Source organism: Halopseudomonas sp. 4NH20-0008, assembly GCF_057548395.1.
In genome coordinates this window covers 166,934-186,349 of the sequence record NZ_BAAJMD010000007.1, presented here as the reverse complement: position 1 = coordinate 186,349, position 19,416 = coordinate 166,934, and the positions used below count along the sequence as shown (strand labels likewise).

The 19,416-nt window shown below is 60.0% G+C and carries 14 protein-coding genes; 8 read left to right on the top strand and 6 right to left on the bottom strand.

What is annotated here, in order from left to right; all coding sequences use genetic code 11:
- The first annotated feature begins 19 nt into the window (after window positions 1-19).
- The 3 genes from AC27HQ_RS09265 (at window position 20) to AC27HQ_RS09255 (ending at window position 4,080) form a co-directional block, all read left to right on the top strand.
- Window positions 20-1,324: a homoserine dehydrogenase gene (locus AC27HQ_RS09265; protein WP_487155872.1), complete on the top strand. Its 1,305-nt coding sequence runs from the start codon at window positions 20-22 to the stop codon at window positions 1,322-1,324.
- 103 nt (window positions 1,325-1,427) lie between these two features.
- Window positions 1,428-2,837, top strand: coding sequence for a threonine synthase (thrC, locus tag AC27HQ_RS09260; RefSeq protein ID WP_487155871.1), 1,410 nt, complete (start codon window positions 1,428-1,430; stop codon window positions 2,835-2,837).
- A 154-nt stretch (window positions 2,838-2,991) separates the two neighbouring features.
- Window positions 2,992-4,080, top strand: coding sequence for an ADP-ribosylglycohydrolase family protein (locus tag AC27HQ_RS09255; protein WP_487155870.1), 1,089 nt, complete (start codon window positions 2,992-2,994; stop codon window positions 4,078-4,080).
- Here AC27HQ_RS09255 and AC27HQ_RS09250 read toward each other — a convergent pair.
- From AC27HQ_RS09250 to AC27HQ_RS09230, 5 genes are all read right to left on the bottom strand, one after another.
- Window positions 4,073-4,477 carry a ribonucleotide reductase subunit alpha gene (locus AC27HQ_RS09250; protein ID WP_487155869.1) on the bottom strand — a complete coding sequence of 135 codons (405 nt, stop codon included), beginning with the start codon at window positions 4,475-4,477 and terminating at the stop codon, window positions 4,073-4,075. The two genes, AC27HQ_RS09255 and AC27HQ_RS09250, sit on opposite strands and share 8 nt — an antisense overlap.
- Window positions 4,478-4,574: 97 nt before the next feature.
- Window positions 4,575-7,352 carry a DUF2339 domain-containing protein gene (locus tag AC27HQ_RS09245; RefSeq protein WP_487155868.1) on the bottom strand — a complete coding sequence of 926 codons (2,778 nt, stop codon included), beginning with the start codon at window positions 7,350-7,352 and terminating at the stop codon, window positions 4,575-4,577.
- Between the two features lie 238 nt (window positions 7,353-7,590).
- The gene (locus AC27HQ_RS09240; RefSeq protein WP_487155867.1) at window positions 7,591-8,307 is read right to left on the bottom strand and encodes a YebC/PmpR family DNA-binding transcriptional regulator; all 717 of its coding nucleotides are present in this window, start codon (window positions 8,305-8,307) and stop codon (window positions 7,591-7,593) included.
- Window positions 8,308-8,478: 171 nt separating this feature from the next.
- The gene (locus AC27HQ_RS09235) at window positions 8,479-8,619 is read right to left on the bottom strand and encodes a hypothetical protein (protein ID WP_487155866.1); all 141 of its coding nucleotides are present in this window, start codon (window positions 8,617-8,619) and stop codon (window positions 8,479-8,481) included.
- Between the two features lie 133 nt (window positions 8,620-8,752).
- Window positions 8,753-9,952 (bottom strand): CaiB/BaiF CoA transferase family protein, encoded by a 1,200-nt coding sequence (locus AC27HQ_RS09230; protein WP_487155865.1) that lies wholly within the window; start codon window positions 9,950-9,952, stop codon window positions 8,753-8,755.
- 162 nt (window positions 9,953-10,114) lie between these two features.
- Between AC27HQ_RS09230 and AC27HQ_RS09225 the strand changes: the two genes are divergently transcribed.
- From AC27HQ_RS09225 to AC27HQ_RS09215, 3 genes are all read left to right on the top strand, one after another.
- Window positions 10,115-10,654: a YaeQ family protein gene (locus AC27HQ_RS09225; RefSeq protein ID WP_487155864.1), complete on the top strand. Its 540-nt coding sequence runs from the start codon at window positions 10,115-10,117 to the stop codon at window positions 10,652-10,654.
- A 9-nt stretch (window positions 10,655-10,663) separates the two neighbouring features.
- Window positions 10,664-12,382: a single-stranded-DNA-specific exonuclease RecJ gene (gene recJ, locus AC27HQ_RS09220; protein WP_487155863.1), complete on the top strand. Its 1,719-nt coding sequence runs from the start codon at window positions 10,664-10,666 to the stop codon at window positions 12,380-12,382.
- Between the two features lie 94 nt (window positions 12,383-12,476).
- Complete coding sequence (locus AC27HQ_RS09215) at window positions 12,477-15,176, top strand: cation-translocating P-type ATPase (protein WP_487155862.1); 2,700 nt, start codon at window positions 12,477-12,479, stop codon at window positions 15,174-15,176.
- A gap of 41 nt (window positions 15,177-15,217) precedes the next feature.
- Here the strand turns inward: AC27HQ_RS09215 and AC27HQ_RS09210 are convergent, their stop codons facing one another.
- Window positions 15,218-17,626, bottom strand: coding sequence for a phosphoketolase family protein (locus tag AC27HQ_RS09210; protein ID WP_487155861.1), 2,409 nt, complete (start codon window positions 17,624-17,626; stop codon window positions 15,218-15,220).
- Between the two features lie 167 nt (window positions 17,627-17,793).
- Between AC27HQ_RS09210 and AC27HQ_RS09205 the strand changes: the two genes are divergently transcribed.
- Window positions 17,794-18,204 carry a hypothetical protein gene (locus AC27HQ_RS09205; RefSeq protein ID WP_487155860.1) on the top strand — a complete coding sequence of 137 codons (411 nt, stop codon included), beginning with the start codon at window positions 17,794-17,796 and terminating at the stop codon, window positions 18,202-18,204.
- Between the two features lie 97 nt (window positions 18,205-18,301).
- A protein-coding gene (gene prfB, locus AC27HQ_RS09200) for a peptide chain release factor 2 (RefSeq protein WP_487155859.1) occupies window positions 18,302-19,397 on the top strand; the annotation gives its coding sequence in 2 pieces (ribosomal slippage) (window positions 18,302-18,373 and window positions 18,375-19,397; 1,095 coding nt in all).
- Window positions 19,398-19,416 lie beyond the last annotated feature (19 nt).

The window sequence follows — 19,416 nt, the reverse complement described above, 5'->3', positions numbered from 1 at the left end:
TGTAAGTGGGGGCCAAAGTTTGAAACCGGTGAAAGTGGGAATCTGTGGTTTGGGCACCGTTGGCGGTGGCACCTTCAATGTCTTGCAACGTAACGCGGTGGAGATTGCCCGGCGGGCCGGGCGGGGTATTGAAGTGGCGCAGATTGCTGCTCGCCATTTGAATCCGGCGTGCAACCTGGGTGAGACCCCGGTCACCGAGGATGTCTTTGCCGTGGTCAACAACCCCGAGATCGACATCATTGTCGAGCTGATTGGCGGTTACGGCGTAGCCCGCGAAGTGGTGTTGCAGGCCATCGCCAATGGCAAGCATGTGGTCACGGCCAACAAGGCTTTGATTGCCGTGCACGGTAACGAGATCTTTGCTGCGGCCAGCGCCAAGGGCGTCATGGTCGCCTTCGAGGCGTCCGTTGCCGGTGGCATCCCGATCATCAAGGCCGTGCGTGAAGGCCTGGCCGCCAACCAGATCAACTGGCTGGCCGGCATTATCAACGGCACCGGTAACTTTATTCTGACCGAAATGCGCGACAAGGGCCGGACCTTTGACGATGTGCTGGCTGAAGCTCAGGCACTGGGCTATGCCGAAGCAGACCCGACCTTTGATGTCGAGGGCATTGATGCCGCGCACAAGCTGACGATTCTGGCCTCGATTGCCTTCGGCATTCCGCTGCAGTTCGACAAGGCCTACACCGAGGGGATCAGCAAGCTGACCACCGCCGATGTCGCCTACGCCGAAGCCTTCGGCTACCGTATCAAGCATCTGGGTGTTGCCCGTCGCACGTCCGAAGGTGTCGAACTGCGCGTGCATCCGACGCTGATTCCGGCGGACCGCCTGATTGCCAATGTGCATGGCGTGATGAACGCGGTGATGGTGCATGGTGATGCCGTGGGTTCGACGCTGTATTACGGCGCCGGTGCCGGTGCAGAGCCAACCGCCTCCTCGGTGGTGGCTGACATCATTGACGTGGTGCGCACCTTGACCACCGATCCGAACAACCGCGTGCCGCACCTGGCGTTCCAGGCCAATGCCCTGTCGGATCTGCCGGTACTGCCGGTCGGTCAGGTGGAAACCGCCTATTACCTGCGTATCCAGGCCAAGGACCGTCCCGGCGTGTTGGCCAAGGTTGCCACCGTGCTGTCCGAACGCGGGATCAACATCGAATCGATTCTGCAGAAGGAAGCCGAAGAGCAGGATGGCCTAGTGCCGATCATTCTGATGACGCACCGTGTGCGCGAGCAGAAAATGAATGACGCCATCACCGCCCTCGAAGCCCTCGATGACATCGCCGGCCCGCTGATGCGGATCCGGGTGGAACAACTGAACTAACAGCGGCAAGCGGCAAGCGGCAAGTAACAAGTACGCCGGAGCATGATCGGTTGCTTGCAGCTTGTGGCTTGTGGCTTGAAGCTCAAACCGAAGGTTTGCAAAGATGCGCTATATAAGTACCCGCGGCCAGGCACCGGCCCTGAATTTTGAAGACGTACTGCTCGCCGGTCTGGCTACTGACGGTGGTCTGTATGTGCCTGAGAATCTGCCGCGCTTTACCCAGGAAGAGATTGCCTCCTGGGCTGGTCTGCCTTACCACGAGCTGGCTTTCAATGTAATGCGGCCCTTTGTGACCGGCAGTATCAGTGATGCCGAATTCCGCACCATCCTGGAAGAGACCTACGGCGTTTTCGCCCATCAGGCGGTGGCGCCACTGCGTCAACTGGCGGGTAACGAATGGGTGCTGGAGCTGTTCCACGGCCCGACCCTGGCGTTCAAGGACTTTGCTCTGCAATTGTTGGGTCGTCTGCTGGATCACTTCCTGATGAAGCGGGGCGAGCGCGTGGTGATCATGGGTGCGACCTCGGGTGATACCGGCTCGGCGGCCATCGAAGGCTGCCGTCGGTGTGAGAATGTGGATATCTTTATCCTGCATCCGCATAACCGGGTGTCCGAGGTACAGCGCCGGCAGATGACCACCATCATGGGTGAGAACATCCACAATATTGCCGTCGAGGGTAACTTTGACGACTGTCAGGAGATGGTCAAGGACAGCTTTGCTGACCAGAGCTTTCTCAAGGGCACGCGGCTGGTGGCGGTCAACTCGATCAACTGGGCGCGGATCATGGCGCAGATCGTTTATTACTTCCATGCCGCTTTGCAGCTGGGCGGACCGGCACGCTCCATGGCGTTCTCGGTACCGACCGGTAATTTCGGTGACATCTTTGCCGGCTACCTGGCCCGCAATATGGGTTTGCCGATCAGCCAACTGATTGTTGCGACCAACCGCAATGATATTTTGCATCGCTTCATGAGCGGCAATCAGTATGACAAGGACACCCTGCATCCGTCCCTGTCGCCGTCCATGGATATCATGGTGTCGTCGAACTTCGAGCGTCTGCTGTTTGACCTGCATGGCCGAAATGGCCAAGTGGTCGGTAAGTTGATGGCCGAGTTCAAGCAGTCCGGCAAGCTGTCGGTCGAGGCCGAACGCTGGACTGAGGCGCGTCGTCTGTTCGACTCACTGGCGGTGGATGATGAGCAGACCTGTGCGACCATTGCCGATGTGTTCCGTGACTGTGGTGAGCTGCTGGACCCCCACACCGCGATCGGTGTGCATGCTGCGCGTGAATGCCGTCGCTCGATGTCCACGCCGATGATTACGCTGGGCACAGCGCATCCGGTCAAGTTCCCGGAGGCGGTGATCAAGTCCGGCGTCGGTCAGGAGCCGGCGCTGCCTGCGCACCTGGCTGATTTGTTCGAGCGTGAAGAGAAATTCACCGTATTGGCCAATCAGCTGCAGGATGTTCAGTCCTTTGTGGCGGCCCACGGTAACCGCAGCAAACCGCTGTAATTAAGCCTGGCAGCCCGGCCTGATGTTGCGTCAGGTCGGGCTTTTTTGTGTTTGGCCAGGCGTGACATGCGCGGCAACACTTGGCGCAGGCCTCTGGCTGGTACTCCGACAGTGATGCTGGGATGCTGATGTCTGGTTAACGCGGAGCTCTCAGATGCAGCCTCAGGATCGCGCCCGTGCGGCGTTAAGCACCCTCTTTGTTGCCGATGCCCTGGCCATGCCGGTGCACTGGTTCTATAACCGGCACGATATTCTCAAGGCCTTTCCCGGCGGCGTACAAGGCTTTGAAGCCGCGCCGGCCTATCATCCTTCCTCGATCATGAATCTGCACTCCACCAGTCGGGGTGGTCGCGGCGGTCAGGGCGAACGCCAGCGTGAAGTCGTGGGCGAGGTGATCCTCAAGGGCAAACGGGCTTACTGGGGTCAGCCGAATATGCACTACCATCGAGGCATGCAGGCCGGTGAGAATACCCTGAATGCGCACTGTGCCAGGCTGCTGATGCGTTGTCTGGCCGCGCAGGCTGGTGAGTATCAGCGTGAAGCTTACGCGCAGGCTTATATCGGTTTTATGACGGCGGATCCGCCGGCGCATGGCGATACCTATGCGGAGTCCTATCACCGCGGTTTCTTTGCCAATCTGGACAGTGGCAAAGCCTGGGATCGCTGCGCGGCGGTGACCCATGACACGCCCTCGATTGGCGGGCTGGTCAGTATTGCACCACTGGTTTTTGCCGAGCGTTTGCGCGGCACACCGCTGGACCGGGTGCAGCAGTTGTGTCGCGCACATCTGTTTCTGACCCATCCTGATGACGAGTTGGCGCGGGTCTGTGCAGCCTATGTGGACCTGCTTGATGCGCTGCTGTATCGCCCGGACAGCCAGTCCGCGCTGGCGCTGATCCTCGCCACGGCGCAGCGCAGCGGCATCGACTTACCCGCCTTGCTGGCCCGCGGTCGCAGTGATGCCGAGGTGGTCGGCGGGGTCTTTTCCAGCGCCTGCTATATCAGCGGTTCGTGGCCCTCGGTGCTGTACCTGGCGGCGCGCTATCTGGATGATCCACTGGCCGGTTTGCAGGCCAATTGCAATGTCGGCGGCGACAATGTGCATCGTGGTGCGGTGCTCGGGACCCTGCTCGGGCTGGTCAGTGGGCAGGTACCTGGCCTGTTTGAGCAGCTCGTCGAGCAGCAGGTCATTGCTGCCGAGATCAGCGCCCTGGTGGAGCAGGCCTCCGCACCGCTCAGCTGATTTGCAGCAGGTCGCCGTCGCGGTTGATCACCAGAAAGCGCGTGATCAATCCGGCTTTGACCTGTTCGGCCATCATTTGCAGCGGTTGCAGCGCCTCGTCACTGGTTGGTGCAATACCGGCCCGGCCGGACAGGGCCGAGGCAAAGGCCAGATCCCAGTGCACGCCGGTTTGTGTCGACTCCTCAAGCAACTGCTCGAAGCGTGGCAATTCCTCCGGCAATTTGTCCACGCAGAGAACCGGACTGAGCACGCCCCCTTCGCCCTGCTCGTAAGCCAGGCGCTCCTCGTCGCTGGGATCGTCCGGCAGCCCAGCCTGGGCCAGCACAAACAGCAGACGCTGGGGTTCCGGCTGGGCCTTGGCGGCCTGGAGGAAATCGTTGAAGGTCTTGATCTGCATGGGGTATCTCCGTTTGCAATGTCTAGCCTAATCCCGTGCCCGACTTTGTGCAGGGCACAAAGGGGGCAGGGGCGAGACTCTTTGTAGGTATGGTCTGTCAGGCCTCGGTTTCAGGAGCGGGCTGCTTGTCACCTTGTCTGCCAGGCAGGGGGGACAGGTAGCCGATCAACAGCATCAGACTGCCCACGGCCATAAAGGATACGATGCGCGTCAGGGTACCCGTGCCGGTCAGATCCTTGGTAAAGAGCTTGAGTACGATAATGCAGAGCAGCGCCGCACCGGCAAACCAGAGCTCACGCGCCTGAAAGCGTCGGGCCAGATACATGACCAGCAGGGCGCAGAGCGACCAGAGAATCGACAGTGCCATTTGCACTTCCAGCGATTGCCAGAGGCTTGGCAGTGCATAGTCAACGCCGCCGTAATGCGCCATGGCGCGCAGTACCAGCAGATTCAACCAGCTGAACGCGCAGAGTCCAATCAGACCCAGGCCCACGTCGCGCCCCAGTGCAGCCAGGTTGCAGAGTTGGTTGTGGTAACAGTGGATGAGCAGTAGCAGACATAAAGCCTGCAGCAGATCCAACGGGTTGAGCAGGGGTAGATACGCCAGTGCGCTGGTGCCTGACAAGGCGCTGGTATAGAGATACCAGATGCCCATCAGCGCCAGTAGCGGCGCTGCAATCCATTGCAGGTAGAGTTCGCGATAGTGGCTGAGCGGCCACTTTTCCGCTCGCCACAGGGGTGTCGACAGCAGCAGTAACAGCGGTGCTGCCAGCGCTGCAAACCAGAGCACGGCGGCGCTGGTGACGTGCCAGCCCATTGCCAGTTGCCACCAGCGGGCTTCCCAGACCAGCAGGGCAGCAAACAGCCAGTAACCGGCACTGTGCCAGGCCTTGAGTAGCGCCTGACCGGGTCGCTCACGCTGCCACCAGAGTATGCCGAAATGCAGGGCAAAGAACGCCGGCAGGGCGAGCAGTCCCAGCGCAGCACTGGGATGCTGGCTGCCTATATCAATCAGCATGGCGCTCATATGAACGGCTGACCAGATCAACACGCTGGGCAGCAACCAGAAACCGAGGCGCTCAATACCCCGCCAGTGCAGACGCTGGCCAAGCAACAGCAGACCCAGGCTGCTGAGTGTCACGGCCAGTAACATGGCTGAATAGAAATAGGATCTGGCCAAATGCGCATCCACCTCATTCAGCAGGGCCAGGATCCACCAGCTCCAGCCAATGATCAGGGCGGCCAGTTCGAAGCCTTTCTCGCTGTTCAGGCTGTGCTTGGGTAGTTTCTCCAGCATCAATGCAATGCTTAGCGCGGCAATGGACAGGATCAACAGTCCGAGGAAGTCACCTTGCACCAGCGGCAGCTCCCCGGTGTTCAGGCTGTTGTTCCAGAAAAATGACAGGCAGGCCGCGAGATACAGCAGATAGCCGGCCAGACGCGGCAGGCGGTGCTGTTGGCGCAAGCCAATCCAGATCAGGCCGGCGGCCTCCAGAGCCCAGCTGGCTGAGGTCCATTGCGCATCCAATGCCAGCGGGATAGCCAGCGTAGCGAACATCAGTCCTATGGCCACAAAGGCCTGGGTCAGCAGGCGCAGCGCGGGTTGATGGTGGCGCCAGAGCCAGAACGCCAATCCCCAATACAGCGCCGCCAGCAGTGCGGCGCTGGTGGCCAGACCGTATTCGTTGCCTTCCAGCAGCATGGCCTGGATGCCAAAGCCGATTATCGGTAGGCCGAACACCAGGGTGGCATCTACCAGACCACGCAGTTGCGGTGGCTGGCGCAGGGAGAACAGCAATGACACCAACAGGTATTGCAGGAAGAAGCCGATCAGAAACAGCTGGCTGGACAGATACCAGTCCGGTTGGAACTTCAGGGCTGCCCAGGCACTGGTGATGCCGAAGGTGAACACGAAGCCGACCCAGTTCAGCAATCGCCAGCGTTTGAACCAGGCGATACTCAGTACGCCAAGGTTCAGTAGCAGGTAGAAGCTGAACAGGGTGACATGGCTACCGCTGCCATCCGAGGTCAGCACTGGGGCCATGAAGCCGCCGCTGGTGGCCATCAGGGCAAGCACCTGGGCATTCTGCAATACCGCCATCAGCGCGCCGAGCATGACGATAAGGAACATCAGGGCGAAGGCGGTGCTGGACGGTAGTAATGGGAACAGTTTGGTTGCAGCAAAGACTGTCAGATACAGGGTGGCAATACCACCACCCTGCAAGACCAGGCCATAGCCGCCGGGCTTGTGCCGGGTACGCCAGCCAATAGCCAGGAGTATGCAGGCCACCAACGCCACACTGGCCAGGCGCATCTCGATCGGGAACAGGCCCTGACTGGAGACATATTTGATCAAAAAGCCCAGACCAAAAAACATCACCACCATACCGATGCGGACGATCGGATTGCCTTCGGTCAAAAAGCCGCGAATCCAGCCTTCAATCCGACTGCCGAGGTCACTGCTTGGATCGACTGATGCTGGCGTAACAGGTGCGTTGGCCTGGCTTGGGCTCCATGCCGCTGCCTGCTCGGGTTGCGGTTGAGGGTGCATGCTCGCGGTGCTGGCCGGTTGTGCTGGCTGAGGATCGAAGTCCCATTCCAGGGGCGGCTCGCCGGGGCTCAGTGGCAGGGGTTCTTCGGTGTCGGCAGGCGAGGTTTCGCTCACCTCAGGCGGCGCTTGAATGACCGCGGGCGACGTGGTGTCGCGCTGTCGAAGTGCTTCAAGGTCTGTGCGCAGCGCCTTGAGGTCGGCGGCTTGGCGGCCAAGCTGGGCCAGCAGATAACCGATAACGGCACCCAACACCACACCGGGCAACTCCAGCATCAGGGCGCCGAGCAACATGCCGACGAAGATGAACACCAGCAACTGACCCATATATCTTCCCTTATCGTGAGTCACAGTTAGGCAATCACTGAGAACGATCTGCGTTGTCGCAGTGGCATTGTTCAGAGACGCCTTGGAAGCCGGCCGGCTTGTCTGATTGTGGGCGGCTAGCGGCAGGATAATGTGTCGCCCATCTTAAGTCTAACCTGCAGCCTGCCGGTCACCCAGGATTGGTGGGGGCGTAACGAACAAGGGCAGCCGAAGCTGCCCTTGATCTGACCTGTCGGAATCAGTACTCGGCGTTATGGTAGATGTTCTGGACATCATCCAGTTCGTTGAGCATATCGGTGAATTTCTCGAACAGGGCAATATCATCCCCGGCAATGGCCGTATTGGTTTGCGGCAGGAACTGGATCTCGTCCATGGCAAAGTCCAGCTCACCAAAGTTGTCGGTCAGTGCCTGACGGGCCTTGGCGTAGTCGGTGTGGGGGGTGAATACGGTGATCTGACCGTCTTCATTTTCGATGTCGGTGACATCCACATCGGCCATCATCAGGGCTTCCAGTACGGCATCTTCATCGTCATGCGGGAAGGCCAGAATGGCGCAATGATCGAACATGTGACTGACGCTGCCAGGCGTACCCATCTTCGATTTGGTTTTGGTAAAGCAATTGCGCACGTCGGCAATGGTGCGGTTGGCGTTGTCGGTCAGGCATTCGACGATGACAATGCAGTTGCCCGGGCCAAAGCCTTCATAGCGGGCAACGGAGAAGTCTTCGCCACCGCCACCCTTGGCCTTGTCCAGCGCTTTGTCGATGACGTGTGCAGGTACTTGGCTTTTCTTGGCGCGTTCCAGCAAGCCACGCAAAGCCAGGTTGCCTGAGGGGTCTGTACCACCGGATTTGGCAGTGACGTATATTTCCCGAGCGAACTTGCTGTACACCTTGGTCTTGGCGTCAGCCGTTTTGGCCATGGATTCTTTGCGGTTCTGATAGGCGCGGCCCATGTTGCTGTCCCGTTGCGTGTGGATCGGAAAAACGCCGATTTTAACCGCAGATCACGGGCAGGGCTATGCCCTATTTCTTTGCCTTGGCTTTCTCGGCCTTGACCGCTCGTTTTTCCAGCAAACTCAGGGCGGGTTTCTTTTTTGCAGCTTTCTTGCTGTCCATACCTTTGCTCATGTGGTTTGCTCCGGGTCTGTCGGTGGGGTGTCCGGGGATTCCTTGCGGGCTTGCTTCTCCAGACGCTTTTCTTCCTGCTGCTTGATTTTCTTGAGTTCGCGTTGACGCTTTTCAAAGGAGTAGTTGGGTTTGGCCATGGTGGCTCCGGTGGCGGGGAGGGCTGTCACGGGGACAGGAGGGGTTTAGTTGTCAGTGTAGAGCATATCCGCCTCACAAAGGGGGATTCCGGCAGCGGCAGAGGGCTTTATTTCTATTGCCTGGGCGCGTGCATCAGATCACGCCCCGTTGTTTCAGATCGGCGATATCCGTTTCGCTATAGCCCAGATTTTTCAGTAGCGTGGCGTTGTGTTCGCCGAGGGCGGGGCCGCTCCATTGTGTGCTGCCGGGTGTCGCAGAGAGTTTTGGCACTATGCCGGGTGTCTTGAACGTCTTGCCGTCTGGCAGCTTGCCGTCGATAAACATGTCACGAGCAAGAAATTGTGGGTCGCTGAACATGTCGGCCACGGAAAAGATTCGGCTGGCGGGGACCTCGGCCTTGCTGAGAAGGGCCAGGACCTGTTCCTGGGGCAAGCTGGCTGTCCAGGCGTCGATCAACTGGTAAAGCTCATCGCGGCGGCTGTCGCGGCCAGCGTTATCGGACAGTTGCGGGTCGTTAGCCAAATCATCGCGGCCGATGGCGCGCATAAAGCGCTGGAAGATGGCATCGCCGTTGGCGCCAATCTGTACTGCCTTGCCGTCGGCGCAGGTGTGGATGGAAGACGGGGTAATACCGGGCATGATATTGCCGCTGCGCTCACGGACAAAGCCCATGACATCAAACTCCGGCACCATGCTCTCCATCATGGCAAAGACCGCTTCATACAGGGCGACATCGACTATTTGTCCGAGTCCGCCATTGATCTCGCGGTGACGCAGCGCCATGAGGGCGCCAATCACGCCCCAGAGCGCGGCAATCGAATCGCCAATGGAAATGCCGGTGCGTACCGGTGGGCGATCCTCGAAGCCGGTGATATAGCGCAAGCCGCCCATGGATTCGCCGACAGCGCCAAAGCCTGGCTGGTCCTTCATCGGGCCGCTCTGGCCGAAGCCCGAGAGTCTGACCATCACCAGCTTGGGATTCAGTGCATGCAGGACGTCCCAGCCCAGTCCGAGTTTTTCCAGGGTGCCGGGGCGGAAATTCTCAATCAGGATATCGGCCTCACTGAGCAGCTGTTTGAGGATATCCAGTCCTTCCGGGCTTTTCAGGTTCAGTGTCAGGGACTGCTTGTTCCGGGCCTGAACGAACCACCAGAGCGAGGTGCCTTCATAGAGTTTGCGCCATTTGCGCAGGGGATCGCCGCCGTCCGGTGATTCGACCTTGATCACCTCGGCACCGAATTCCGCGCAGATGCGTGCGGCAAAGGGGCCGGCGATCAGGGTGCCAAGCTCGATGACCTTGAGGCCGCTGAGGGGAAGGGTGGCTGTTGTCATGATCTGTCCTTGATGGGCTGGTGAGCTGTGCCTGGCTAATTTACTGATTTGCTGCACAGCAGACAGTCTGATTCATGTCTGCCAATGAATTTGTTGCTTGAAATATGGCCAGGCACTTTTGCGTTACAATGCGCGCACACCCTGCCCGGAAATCGACTGCCCATGGCCCTGCAAGCAACGCCCTACAAGGTACACCTGAATCTGACTGACACCGATCGCGGTGTCTATGAGGACCTGCGCATGACCGTTGCCCGACATCCGTCGGAGACCGGCCAGCGGATGATCGCGCGCATACTCGCCTATGCGCTCTGGTATCAGGAACGCCTGGCCTTTGGCCGCGGCCTGTCCGAGGTGGACGAACCGGCGCTGTGGCACAAGAGCCTGGATGACCGGATCGAGCACTGGATTGAAGTGGGTCAACCGGATGCTGAGCGGCTGATCTGGTGTTCGCGGCGCGCCGAGCGCGTGTCATTGCTCGCCTACGGCAATACCAAAGTCTGGGCGACCAAACAGTTGCCCGCCGTGGCTGGCCTGAAGAACCTGCATATTGCCGCTTTGCCGCAGGAGCCGTTGGACCTGTTGGCTGAGCGCCTTGGTCGCACACTGGACTGGGGTTTGATGATTACCGACGGGGTGCTGTATGCCAGTGATGCGGATATTCAGGTCGAGCTGCCGCTGGAATGGCTAAAAGGCGAGCGTTGAGCCCTGACCATGCGTATTGAAGCCCGTCCTGTCCCCGCCGCTCTGCCTGAACTTGGCGCACTGCCGCCGCTGCTGACCCGGCTGTATGCGGCTCGTGGTGTCTGTACCGAAGCGGAACTCGACAAGCGTCTGCAGGCGCTGCTGCCCTACCAGCTGTTCAAGGGCATGCCCGAGGCCGTAGCGGTGTTAATTGAAGCGCTGGAGCAGCGCCAGTCGATTCTGGTGGTCGGTGATTTTGACTGCGATGGCGCCACCGCCAGCAGTGTCGCGGTGCTGGCGCTGCGCGCGCTGGGCGCCGCCGCGGTGGATTATCTGGTGCCGAACCGCTTTGAATATGGCTACGGATTGACCCCGGAGATTGTCGAGGTGGCGCTGAGCCGCCAACCGCAGGTGCTGGTCACGGTGGATAACGGTATTTCCAGCATCGAGGGGGTGGCTGCGGCCAAGGCGGCGGGTCTCAGGGTAGTGGTGACCGATCACCATTTGCCCGCCGAACAACTGCCCGCAGCCGATGCCATCGTCAACCCGTCACAACCGGGTTGCGGTTTTCCAAGTAAGGCCATTGCCGGTGTCGGGGTAATCTTTTACGTGATGCTGGCGCTGCGTGCAGCCCTGCGTGACAAAGGCTGGTTCAGCACCCAGCGACCCGAGCCGAATCTGGCTGAACTGCTGGATCTGGTGGCGCTGGGTACTGTGGCGGATGTTGTGCCGCTGGATGCCAATAACCGCATTCTGGTGCATCAGGGGCTGGCGCGGATTCGCAACGGCCGCTGCCGCCCGGGTATTCGCGCCCTGCTCGAGGTGGCTGGTCGTCCGCCGCAACGCTTGGTCTCAACCGATCTGGGTTTTATCGTCGGGCCGCGCCTGAATGCTGCCGGCCGGCTGGATGACATGAGTCTGGGTATTGAATGCCTGCTCACCGATAACGAGGAGCTGGCTCGCGATATTGCCCGTGAGCTGGACAGCCTTAACCGTGATCGCAAAAGCATCGAACGCGACATGCAGCAGCAGGCCATGAGTACTCTGGCGGCCATGGACCTGGCCGACACTGATCTGCCCTTTGGCCTATGTCTGTTTGATCCTGACTGGCACCAGGGGGTGATCGGCATTCTCGCCTCACGCCTGAAGGACCGCTACCACCGGCCGGTCATCGCCTTTGCCGATGCCGGTGATGAGCAGATCAAGGGCTCGGCCCGCTCGGTCGCCGGCTTGCATATTCGCGACGCCCTGGACGCCGTGGCCGCGCACAATCCCGGGCTGATAAGCAAGTTTGGCGGCCATGCCATGGCTGCCGGTCTGTCCTTGCCACGAGCGCATTTCGAAGCCTTTCAACAGGCCTTTGACCTTGAAGTGCGTCGCCAATTGAGCGCCGAGGACCTGACCGGCCGACTGCTGTCGGACGGCCAACTGGCCGAGTCAGAATTCAGTTTGGAGCTGGCTGGTCAGCTGCGTGAAGCCGGACCCTGGGGCCAGCATTTCCCGGAACCGGGCTTTCATGGTGAGTTTATTCTGCTGCAGCAGCGCCTGGTGGCCGAACGGCACCTGAAACTGGTGGTGCAACTGCCCGGCAGCAGCACGCTGCTGGACGGCATTGCCTTCAATATCGACCCCAAGGTCTGGCCCAATCCCTCCGTCCAACGCGTACTGCTGGCCTATACGCTGGATATCAATGAGTATCGCGGCCGTCAAAGCCTGCAGTTGATGGTCAAGCATCTGCAGGCCTGCTGAGCATGCCAGTTTACGCACTCAGGCTTGATCCAGGCCAATGCCAGAAGGGCATTGATACGCTTTAATGCAGGCTTGGTTGGCACAGGAGCGTGGTATGGATGCGGATACGAGCAAGCTGAAGGCTGAGCGCTGGCACGCCAGAAGCGTAGAACAGACGCGCGTTACCCTGGACGTCGGTGACACCGGCCTCAGTCTTGCCGAAGTCGAGCGGCGTTTGCAGCAATTCGGCCCCAACAGCCTGCCTGTTACGACGAGAAGACCCGCCTGGCGACGCTTGCTCGCGCAGTTCAATAACGTACTCATTTATGTGCTTATGGCGGCGGCAGGTGTGACCGCGCTGCTCGGGCACTGGCTGGATACCGGAGTGATAGTGGCAGTTGTGCTGCTGCAGGCGGTGGTCGGAATTATTCAGGAAGGCCGCGCCGAGCAGGCCCTGGAGGCCATCCGGCATATGCTGGCACCGCGTGCCACCGTGTTGCGCGGTGGCGAACGGCAACAGGTAGACGCCAGCCAACTGGTGCCCGGCGATATTCTGTTGCTGGAGCCGGGTGACCGGGTGGCGGCGGATATGCGTCTTGACCAGGTGCACGGGTTGAAGATCGAAGAAGCCGTGCTGACCGGTGAGTCGGTACCCGTGGATAAGCAGCTTGAGCCCCAGGCCGCCGATGCCGCCTTGGGCGACAGATTGTGCATGGCGTATTCCGGCACCCTGGTCAATGCCGGTACCGGACGGGGCATTGTGGTAGCGACCGGACAGCAGAGCGAGATTGGTCGTATTTCAGGCCTGCTCGATCAGGTCACGGTGCTGGAAACCCCGTTAACCCGGCAGATAAATGTGTTCGCCCGTTATTTGTCGTTGATCATCGTGCTGGGTGGAGCGTTGGTCTTTGTCCTGGGCTGGCTGTTTGCCGAGCGGCCTGTATCCGAGTTATTCATGGCGGTCGTGGCGCTGACGGTATCGGCCATTCCGGAAGGCCTGCCGGCAATTCTGACAATCACCCTGGCGATCGGAGTGCAGCGCATGGCCAGCCGCCATGCGGTGGTCCGGCGCATGCCAGTGATTGAAACCCTGGGTGCGGTATCGGTGATCTGCTCGGACAAGACCGGCACTCTGACCCGCAATGAAATGATGGTTGCCGCACTGGTTCTGGATGACAAGCTTTACCCGGTCAGCGGAGAGGGGTATGCCAGTGCCGGGCAGATCGGTGACAGTCAGAGCGGTACGCCGCCTGTCGAGCTGCTGGCTGATCTGGCCCAGGCAGCGCTGCTGTGCAATGACGCGCATCTGGATACCTCGGGGCAGCACATCGCCGTCGTTGGCGATCCCATGGAGGGCGCCCTGTTGGTGCTGGCCGCCAAGGCCGGTCTGGATCTGCAGCACTATCCGCGCGACTGGCCACGCCAGGATGAAGTCCCCTTTGATGCTGATCTGCGCTACATGGCTACCCTCAACCACAATCATCATGGTCAGACGCAGATTCTGCTCAAGGGCGCGCCAGAGCAGATCATGGCCCTGTGCAGCTCGGTTCTGACTGAAGGCGGTGCCGAGCAGCCGCTGGATGTTCCGCGTTGGCAGGCGCATGTAGATGAACTGGCGGCGCAGGGCTTGCGTGTGTTGGCTTTTGCCCGTGCGCCCGGTGAGCAAGCCAAGGGTGTACTGAATGTCGACAGCCTCGCGGGCAACCTGCATCTGATCGGCGTGGTCGGCTTGCTTGATCCGCCGCGCCAGGAAGCCATGGAAGCCATCGCCGACTGTCATCAGGCCGGGATTCGCGTGAAGATGATCACCGGTGATCATGCCATGACTGCGCGGGCAATTGCCGAGCGTCTCGGGCTGCGAAACACTTCACGAGTCGTTACCGGCCAGGATATCGACGCACTGGATGATCTCGCGCTGGAAAGCCTGGCGCAGGAGGTGGACGTCTTTGCCCGAACCAGCCCGGAGCATAAGTTGCGTTTGGTCCAGGCCTTGCAATCGGCCCATGGCGTGGTCGCCATGACCGGTGACGGCGTCAATGATGCGCCGGCGCTAAAGCGCGCCGATGTTGGCATTGCGATGGGCATCAAGGGCTCGGCGGCAGCGCGCGAGGCCGCTGATATCGTGCTGTTGGACGATAACTTTGCCAGTCTGGCGGCCGCTGTCAGTCAAGGTCGAACGGTCTACGCGAATCTTAAAAAAGCCATCAGCTTCATGCTGCCGATTAACGGCGGTGAGGCTGCCAGTCTGGTTGTTGCACTGCTGTTGGGTTTGAGTTTGCCTATTACAGCGTTGCAGATACTGTGGGTGAATCTGGTCAGTTCTGTGGTCTTGACGATGGGGTTGGCGTTTGAGCCTGCTGAGGCCGATGTCATGAAAAAGCCACCCCGTATTCGAGGTGAAAGTCTGCTTGATGGGTTTTTGGTCTGGCGTATTGTGCTGGTCTCGCTGTTATTCCTTGGCGGTATTTTTGCGTCTTTCCAATGGGCTTTATTCATCGGTTTGAGCGAAGCATCCGCGCGAACTCTTGCGGTGAATACGCTTGTTGCTATGGAGGTGTTTTATTTGTTCAGTGTTCGCTATCTGGACAATCCTTCCTTGACGCTAAGGGGGGTTCTTGGCACGCGGGCGGTGTGGATAGTGATTGGGCTGGTGCTGGTGTTGCAGTGGCTGTTTACCTACAGCAGCGTCATGCAGAACCTGTTTGCCAGCGCCGCCCTGGGTGTTGGTGTACTTATGCTGGCGCCCATGGCGGGCATTGCGGTGCTGTTGGTCCTGGAGCTGGAAAAACGGCTGCGCTTGCGATTGACAGCGTGACAGCCCGGCCAGTGTCCTGATGGAACTGGCCGAGCAGCGCGTTAGCGCAGAATCGCCGGGTTGCCCTGGCCCTGAACGGCGGCCCATTCCTGCTCATCCAGCCAGTGTTGCGGATCGGCGCCGACCACCTCGGCGGCCGCCACGACGATGTGCGCCCAGCTGCAGCGGTTGGCGAACAGCATGCCGCTTTCATCCAGCGTGCCACCCTGGTTGATATACCCCAAGGCGCGGCTGTGCAGCGGATCCGGGAGCAGGTTGCTGAGGTGCCCGCGCAGCACTTCCGGGCGCATGTGTGTGACCATGACGCGGCGCGGCATGGTCTGGGGGAACAGCGTTTCAATCTGCTCGGTACTCAGGGTGAACTCTGCTTCCAGCGGGTCCCGGGCCATGCGCAAACGTCCCGGTTCCTGCAGGTAAACCAGACGCCAGGCCTGATTGTGCTCACTCAGTCGCTGCGCAGCCCGCAGTGTCTCGGTCAACTGGTAGGCGCCGCTGGCAATCAGCAGCACGGGTTCGCCGACGCCATGGAATTCATCCACCAGCAATGCGCCCTGATCCGCCAGCTGTTGCGCCTGGCTGGCATCAAAACGGGCCGGACTCTCGCGCTTGGGGATCACCATGCAGCTAAGCCGTCCGCGCGCACTGTAAATCCCCGGTAGCAGTGCCAGTGCGCTGTTGTAGTCGCCGGGAAAGACCACGCGCATGACATCGTGCATCTCGCCAAGCAGGCTTTCGCAGAAGCTGGTGTCCTGGTGTGACTGTTCGTTCTTGCCGTTCTCCCAGGTATGCGAGGTGGCGATCAGCGGAAAGCCCAGACATTGCGCCGGGCGGCCAACCGCTTTCTGGTGACGGGCAAAGATCAGCTCCTGGCGCACGGCGCCGAGCATCTTGACGCAAAAGGCCTCGTAGCTGGCGACCAGATTCAGGCCGGCCTTGTTGGCCAGACAGGCGGAGACCACGGCCTCTTCATTCAGCGCGGTAATGATTCGTCCATCAATCGCTTCGAGTTCACTCTCCGGTTCCAGAACCCGGTGTTTCAGGGCCTTGAGTACGCCACTCAGTCGGTTGCTGGCCAGTTCGTCCGGGTTACCGACCCGGGCCCGCAGATCCGGGTTGCTGGCGACCAGTTCAACAAAGAAGCGGTCTACCGCCAGCATCGGTGATACCGCCTCGCTGCTCCAGTCGATGACCGGGATGCTGGGTTGTGCCGGGTTTCGTAACGCCAGGGCGTGGTCGCGTTCCAGCGGGCGTTTCTGTTGGGCATGACGGTTCAGAGCGGTCACGGCGCTGCGCAGTTCCTCCTCAGCTACCCAGAGTTGACTGGCGTGCTGGTTGAACAGGTTGCGTGACGGCTCATCGTGCCGGGGGTTGGCTGGCAATGGCAAGTTGTGTGCGGCGTTCAGTCCGGCACCGTAAAAACCATAGCCCTTGGTGGTTTCGGCAATTGCATAGGGGATAGGTAGCGGGTAGGTGAGAATACCGCGACGGTATTCTTCAACCCGACGGCCAAGGCGTTGCTCCATTTCGAACAAGGTGCAGACAAAGGCGGCGGGGTCGCGACCATCAAAGCGGATTGGATCAAAACCGCAGCCCTTAAGGTGTTCGATAAAGCCGTCCAGGCCCTTACGGGTGCCCAGCTCGGTACGCTGCTCGATGCGTCGACCATTGGCGATCATCACCGGCAGGGCGGTGCCACAATCTTCGGCGCGCCACCAGCGCGGTATCCAGTCGCTGCCGCGCTGCTCCTCGGCGGCGCCATCGGAGAGAAAGGCCACCAGGCTTTCACCGGGTAACGGCAGGTGGGCATATTGCAGTTCGGCAAAGCCCAGGTAACCACCTTCGATGATGCCGCCCGCGGTATGCGGGTTGACGTGGCTGCCGAGCGGCGCGGCGGGCCGTCCATCCGGCAACTGGGCATAACCATAGAAATCGCGCAGCAACTGGTTCAGACCGGCTTCGCCCTGGTAACGCGCGGCCTGCTCGGGGTGCAGATTGCCGGTCAATACGTTCAGGGCATCAATGGCGGCTACGCAATGTCCCTGGCCCATCATCCAGCTGCGCGTGTCACCGGTCAGGCTGTTCAGCGCCAGATAAGCGGCGTAGCCCGGCACCATGTTCAGGGCGCCGCCGGTATGGCCTTCGGGGCGGGTTTTGAAGTCTTCGGCGGCCAGCGGCTGGCCGTCGGGGTGATGGCGCTTGGCATAGGTCATGTGCACCACCAGCCAGAGTCCGGCGCTGGTCAGCCGATCAAGTGCCGTGAGCAGGCTGTAGACGCTATCAAGATCGGATTGCTGGCCGCTCTGAACCAGCTGGTGGGCCACTCTGTAGGCAGCGGCCTGAGTCTCGGGACTGTGTTCAATGATGCCGTAGCCGGTGCGCCAATGGGCAAAGGCCGGATGGTCGAGGGCGTGTTGGTCCAGGGTATTCTGGTCGGGCAGCAACTGACTCACGGCAAGCCTCCATCTGATCAAGTCCATTACATCCAGAGAGTCTAGCGTGGATGCAGACTACCCGAGCTGATCTGGGTCAAAAGCCTGTTGCAAGGTTCTTCCGGGTTACTCCAATCCCTTGTCCTCCCTGCTATAGTGCATGTTCAAAACAATAACGAGGTGTGACCATGCAACGCTGGATTTTCTGTTTTATTGCCGGGTTTCTGGCCGTCTTCTGTTTCCATCAGCCAGCTCTGGGTCTGCTGCATTCTGCCGGTATCGTGCCCTTTGCGCCCTATTCACTGGCGACTACCCAGCCATTGGGCGTGCCATCTGTAGTGTCAGCCGGGTTCTGGGGTGGTCTCTGGGCGATTGTCATGATGCTGGTGCTGAATCGTTTGGGTTCTTCACTGATCTGGCTCAAGGCCGCGTTGTTCGGCGGTATTGCCCTGACCGCGGTGGCGGTGCTGGTGGTCTTTCCGCTCAAGGGTCTGGGGCTTGATCCAGCCATGTTGCCGGCTCGCTTTATCATCGGCTTTATCCTCAATGCCTGCTGGGGCATCGGTACCATCGTGTTTATCAGGGTGCTGCCGCACTGATTGCCAGCCGTGGTGAACTCCGTGTTCGCCACGGCACTGCCCTCGCGGCCTGATTTCCGCTACAATGCCGCCTTTTTCCTGCCGGGATTTAGTCACCATGGAAATCAACCCTATTCTGAATACCATCAAAGATCTGCGTGGTCGCTCCGAGACCATCAGGGGGTATCTTTGACTACGATCACAAACGTGATCGCCTGACCGAAGTCGAGCGCGAGCTGGAAGACCCGGGTGTCTGGAACGATCCCGAGCGGGCCCAGGCCCTGGGTAAGGAACGCTCACAGCTGGCGCAGATCGTCGAAACCCTCGACGAGATGAGCAGCGGTCTGGCTGATGCCTCCGAATTACTGGACATGGCCAACGAGGAAAATGACGAATCGGCTGTGTCCGATATCGTCACCGAGTTGCAACGTCTGCAAGTCAGTCTCGAGAAGCTCGAGTTTCGCCGCATGTTCAGTGGCGAGATGGATGCCAACAACTGTTACCTGGATATTCAGGCCGGTTCCGGTGGCACCGAGGCTCAGGACTGGGCCAACATGCTGCTGCGCATGTACCTGCGTTGGGCCGATCAGCGTGGCTTTGAAACCGAGATTGTCGAACTCTCGGCCGGTGAAGTCGCCGGCATCAAGAGCGCCACGGTACATATCAAGGGTGAGTATGTGTTCGGTTGGCTGCGGACCGAGATTGGTGTGCACCGGCTGGTGCGCAAAAGTCCCTACGACTCGGGCAACCGCCGGCATACCTCGTTCTCGGCGGTATTTATTTCGCCGGAAATCGATGACGATATCGAGATCGATATCAATCCGGCCGATCTGCGTGTTGATACCTACCGCTCCTCCGGTGCCGGTGGTCAGCACGTGAACACCACGGATTCGGCGATTCGTATTACCCACGTACCGACCAACACCGTGGTCAGTTGCCAGAATCAGCGTTCCCAGCACGCCAACCGCGATACCGCGATGAAGATGCTACGCGCCAAACTGTATGAGCAGGAAATGCAGAAGCGCAACGCCGCGGCCCAGGCCCTTGAGGATACCAAGTCGGATATCGGCTGGGGACACCAGATCCGCTCCTATGTACTGGATCAGTCACGGATCAAGGATCTGCGTACCGGCATTGAGCGCAGCGACTGTGACAAGGTGCTTGATGGCGACCTGGATGAGTACATCGAGGCCAGTCTGAAACAAGGGCTGTAAGCGCAGCCGCAAGCTACAA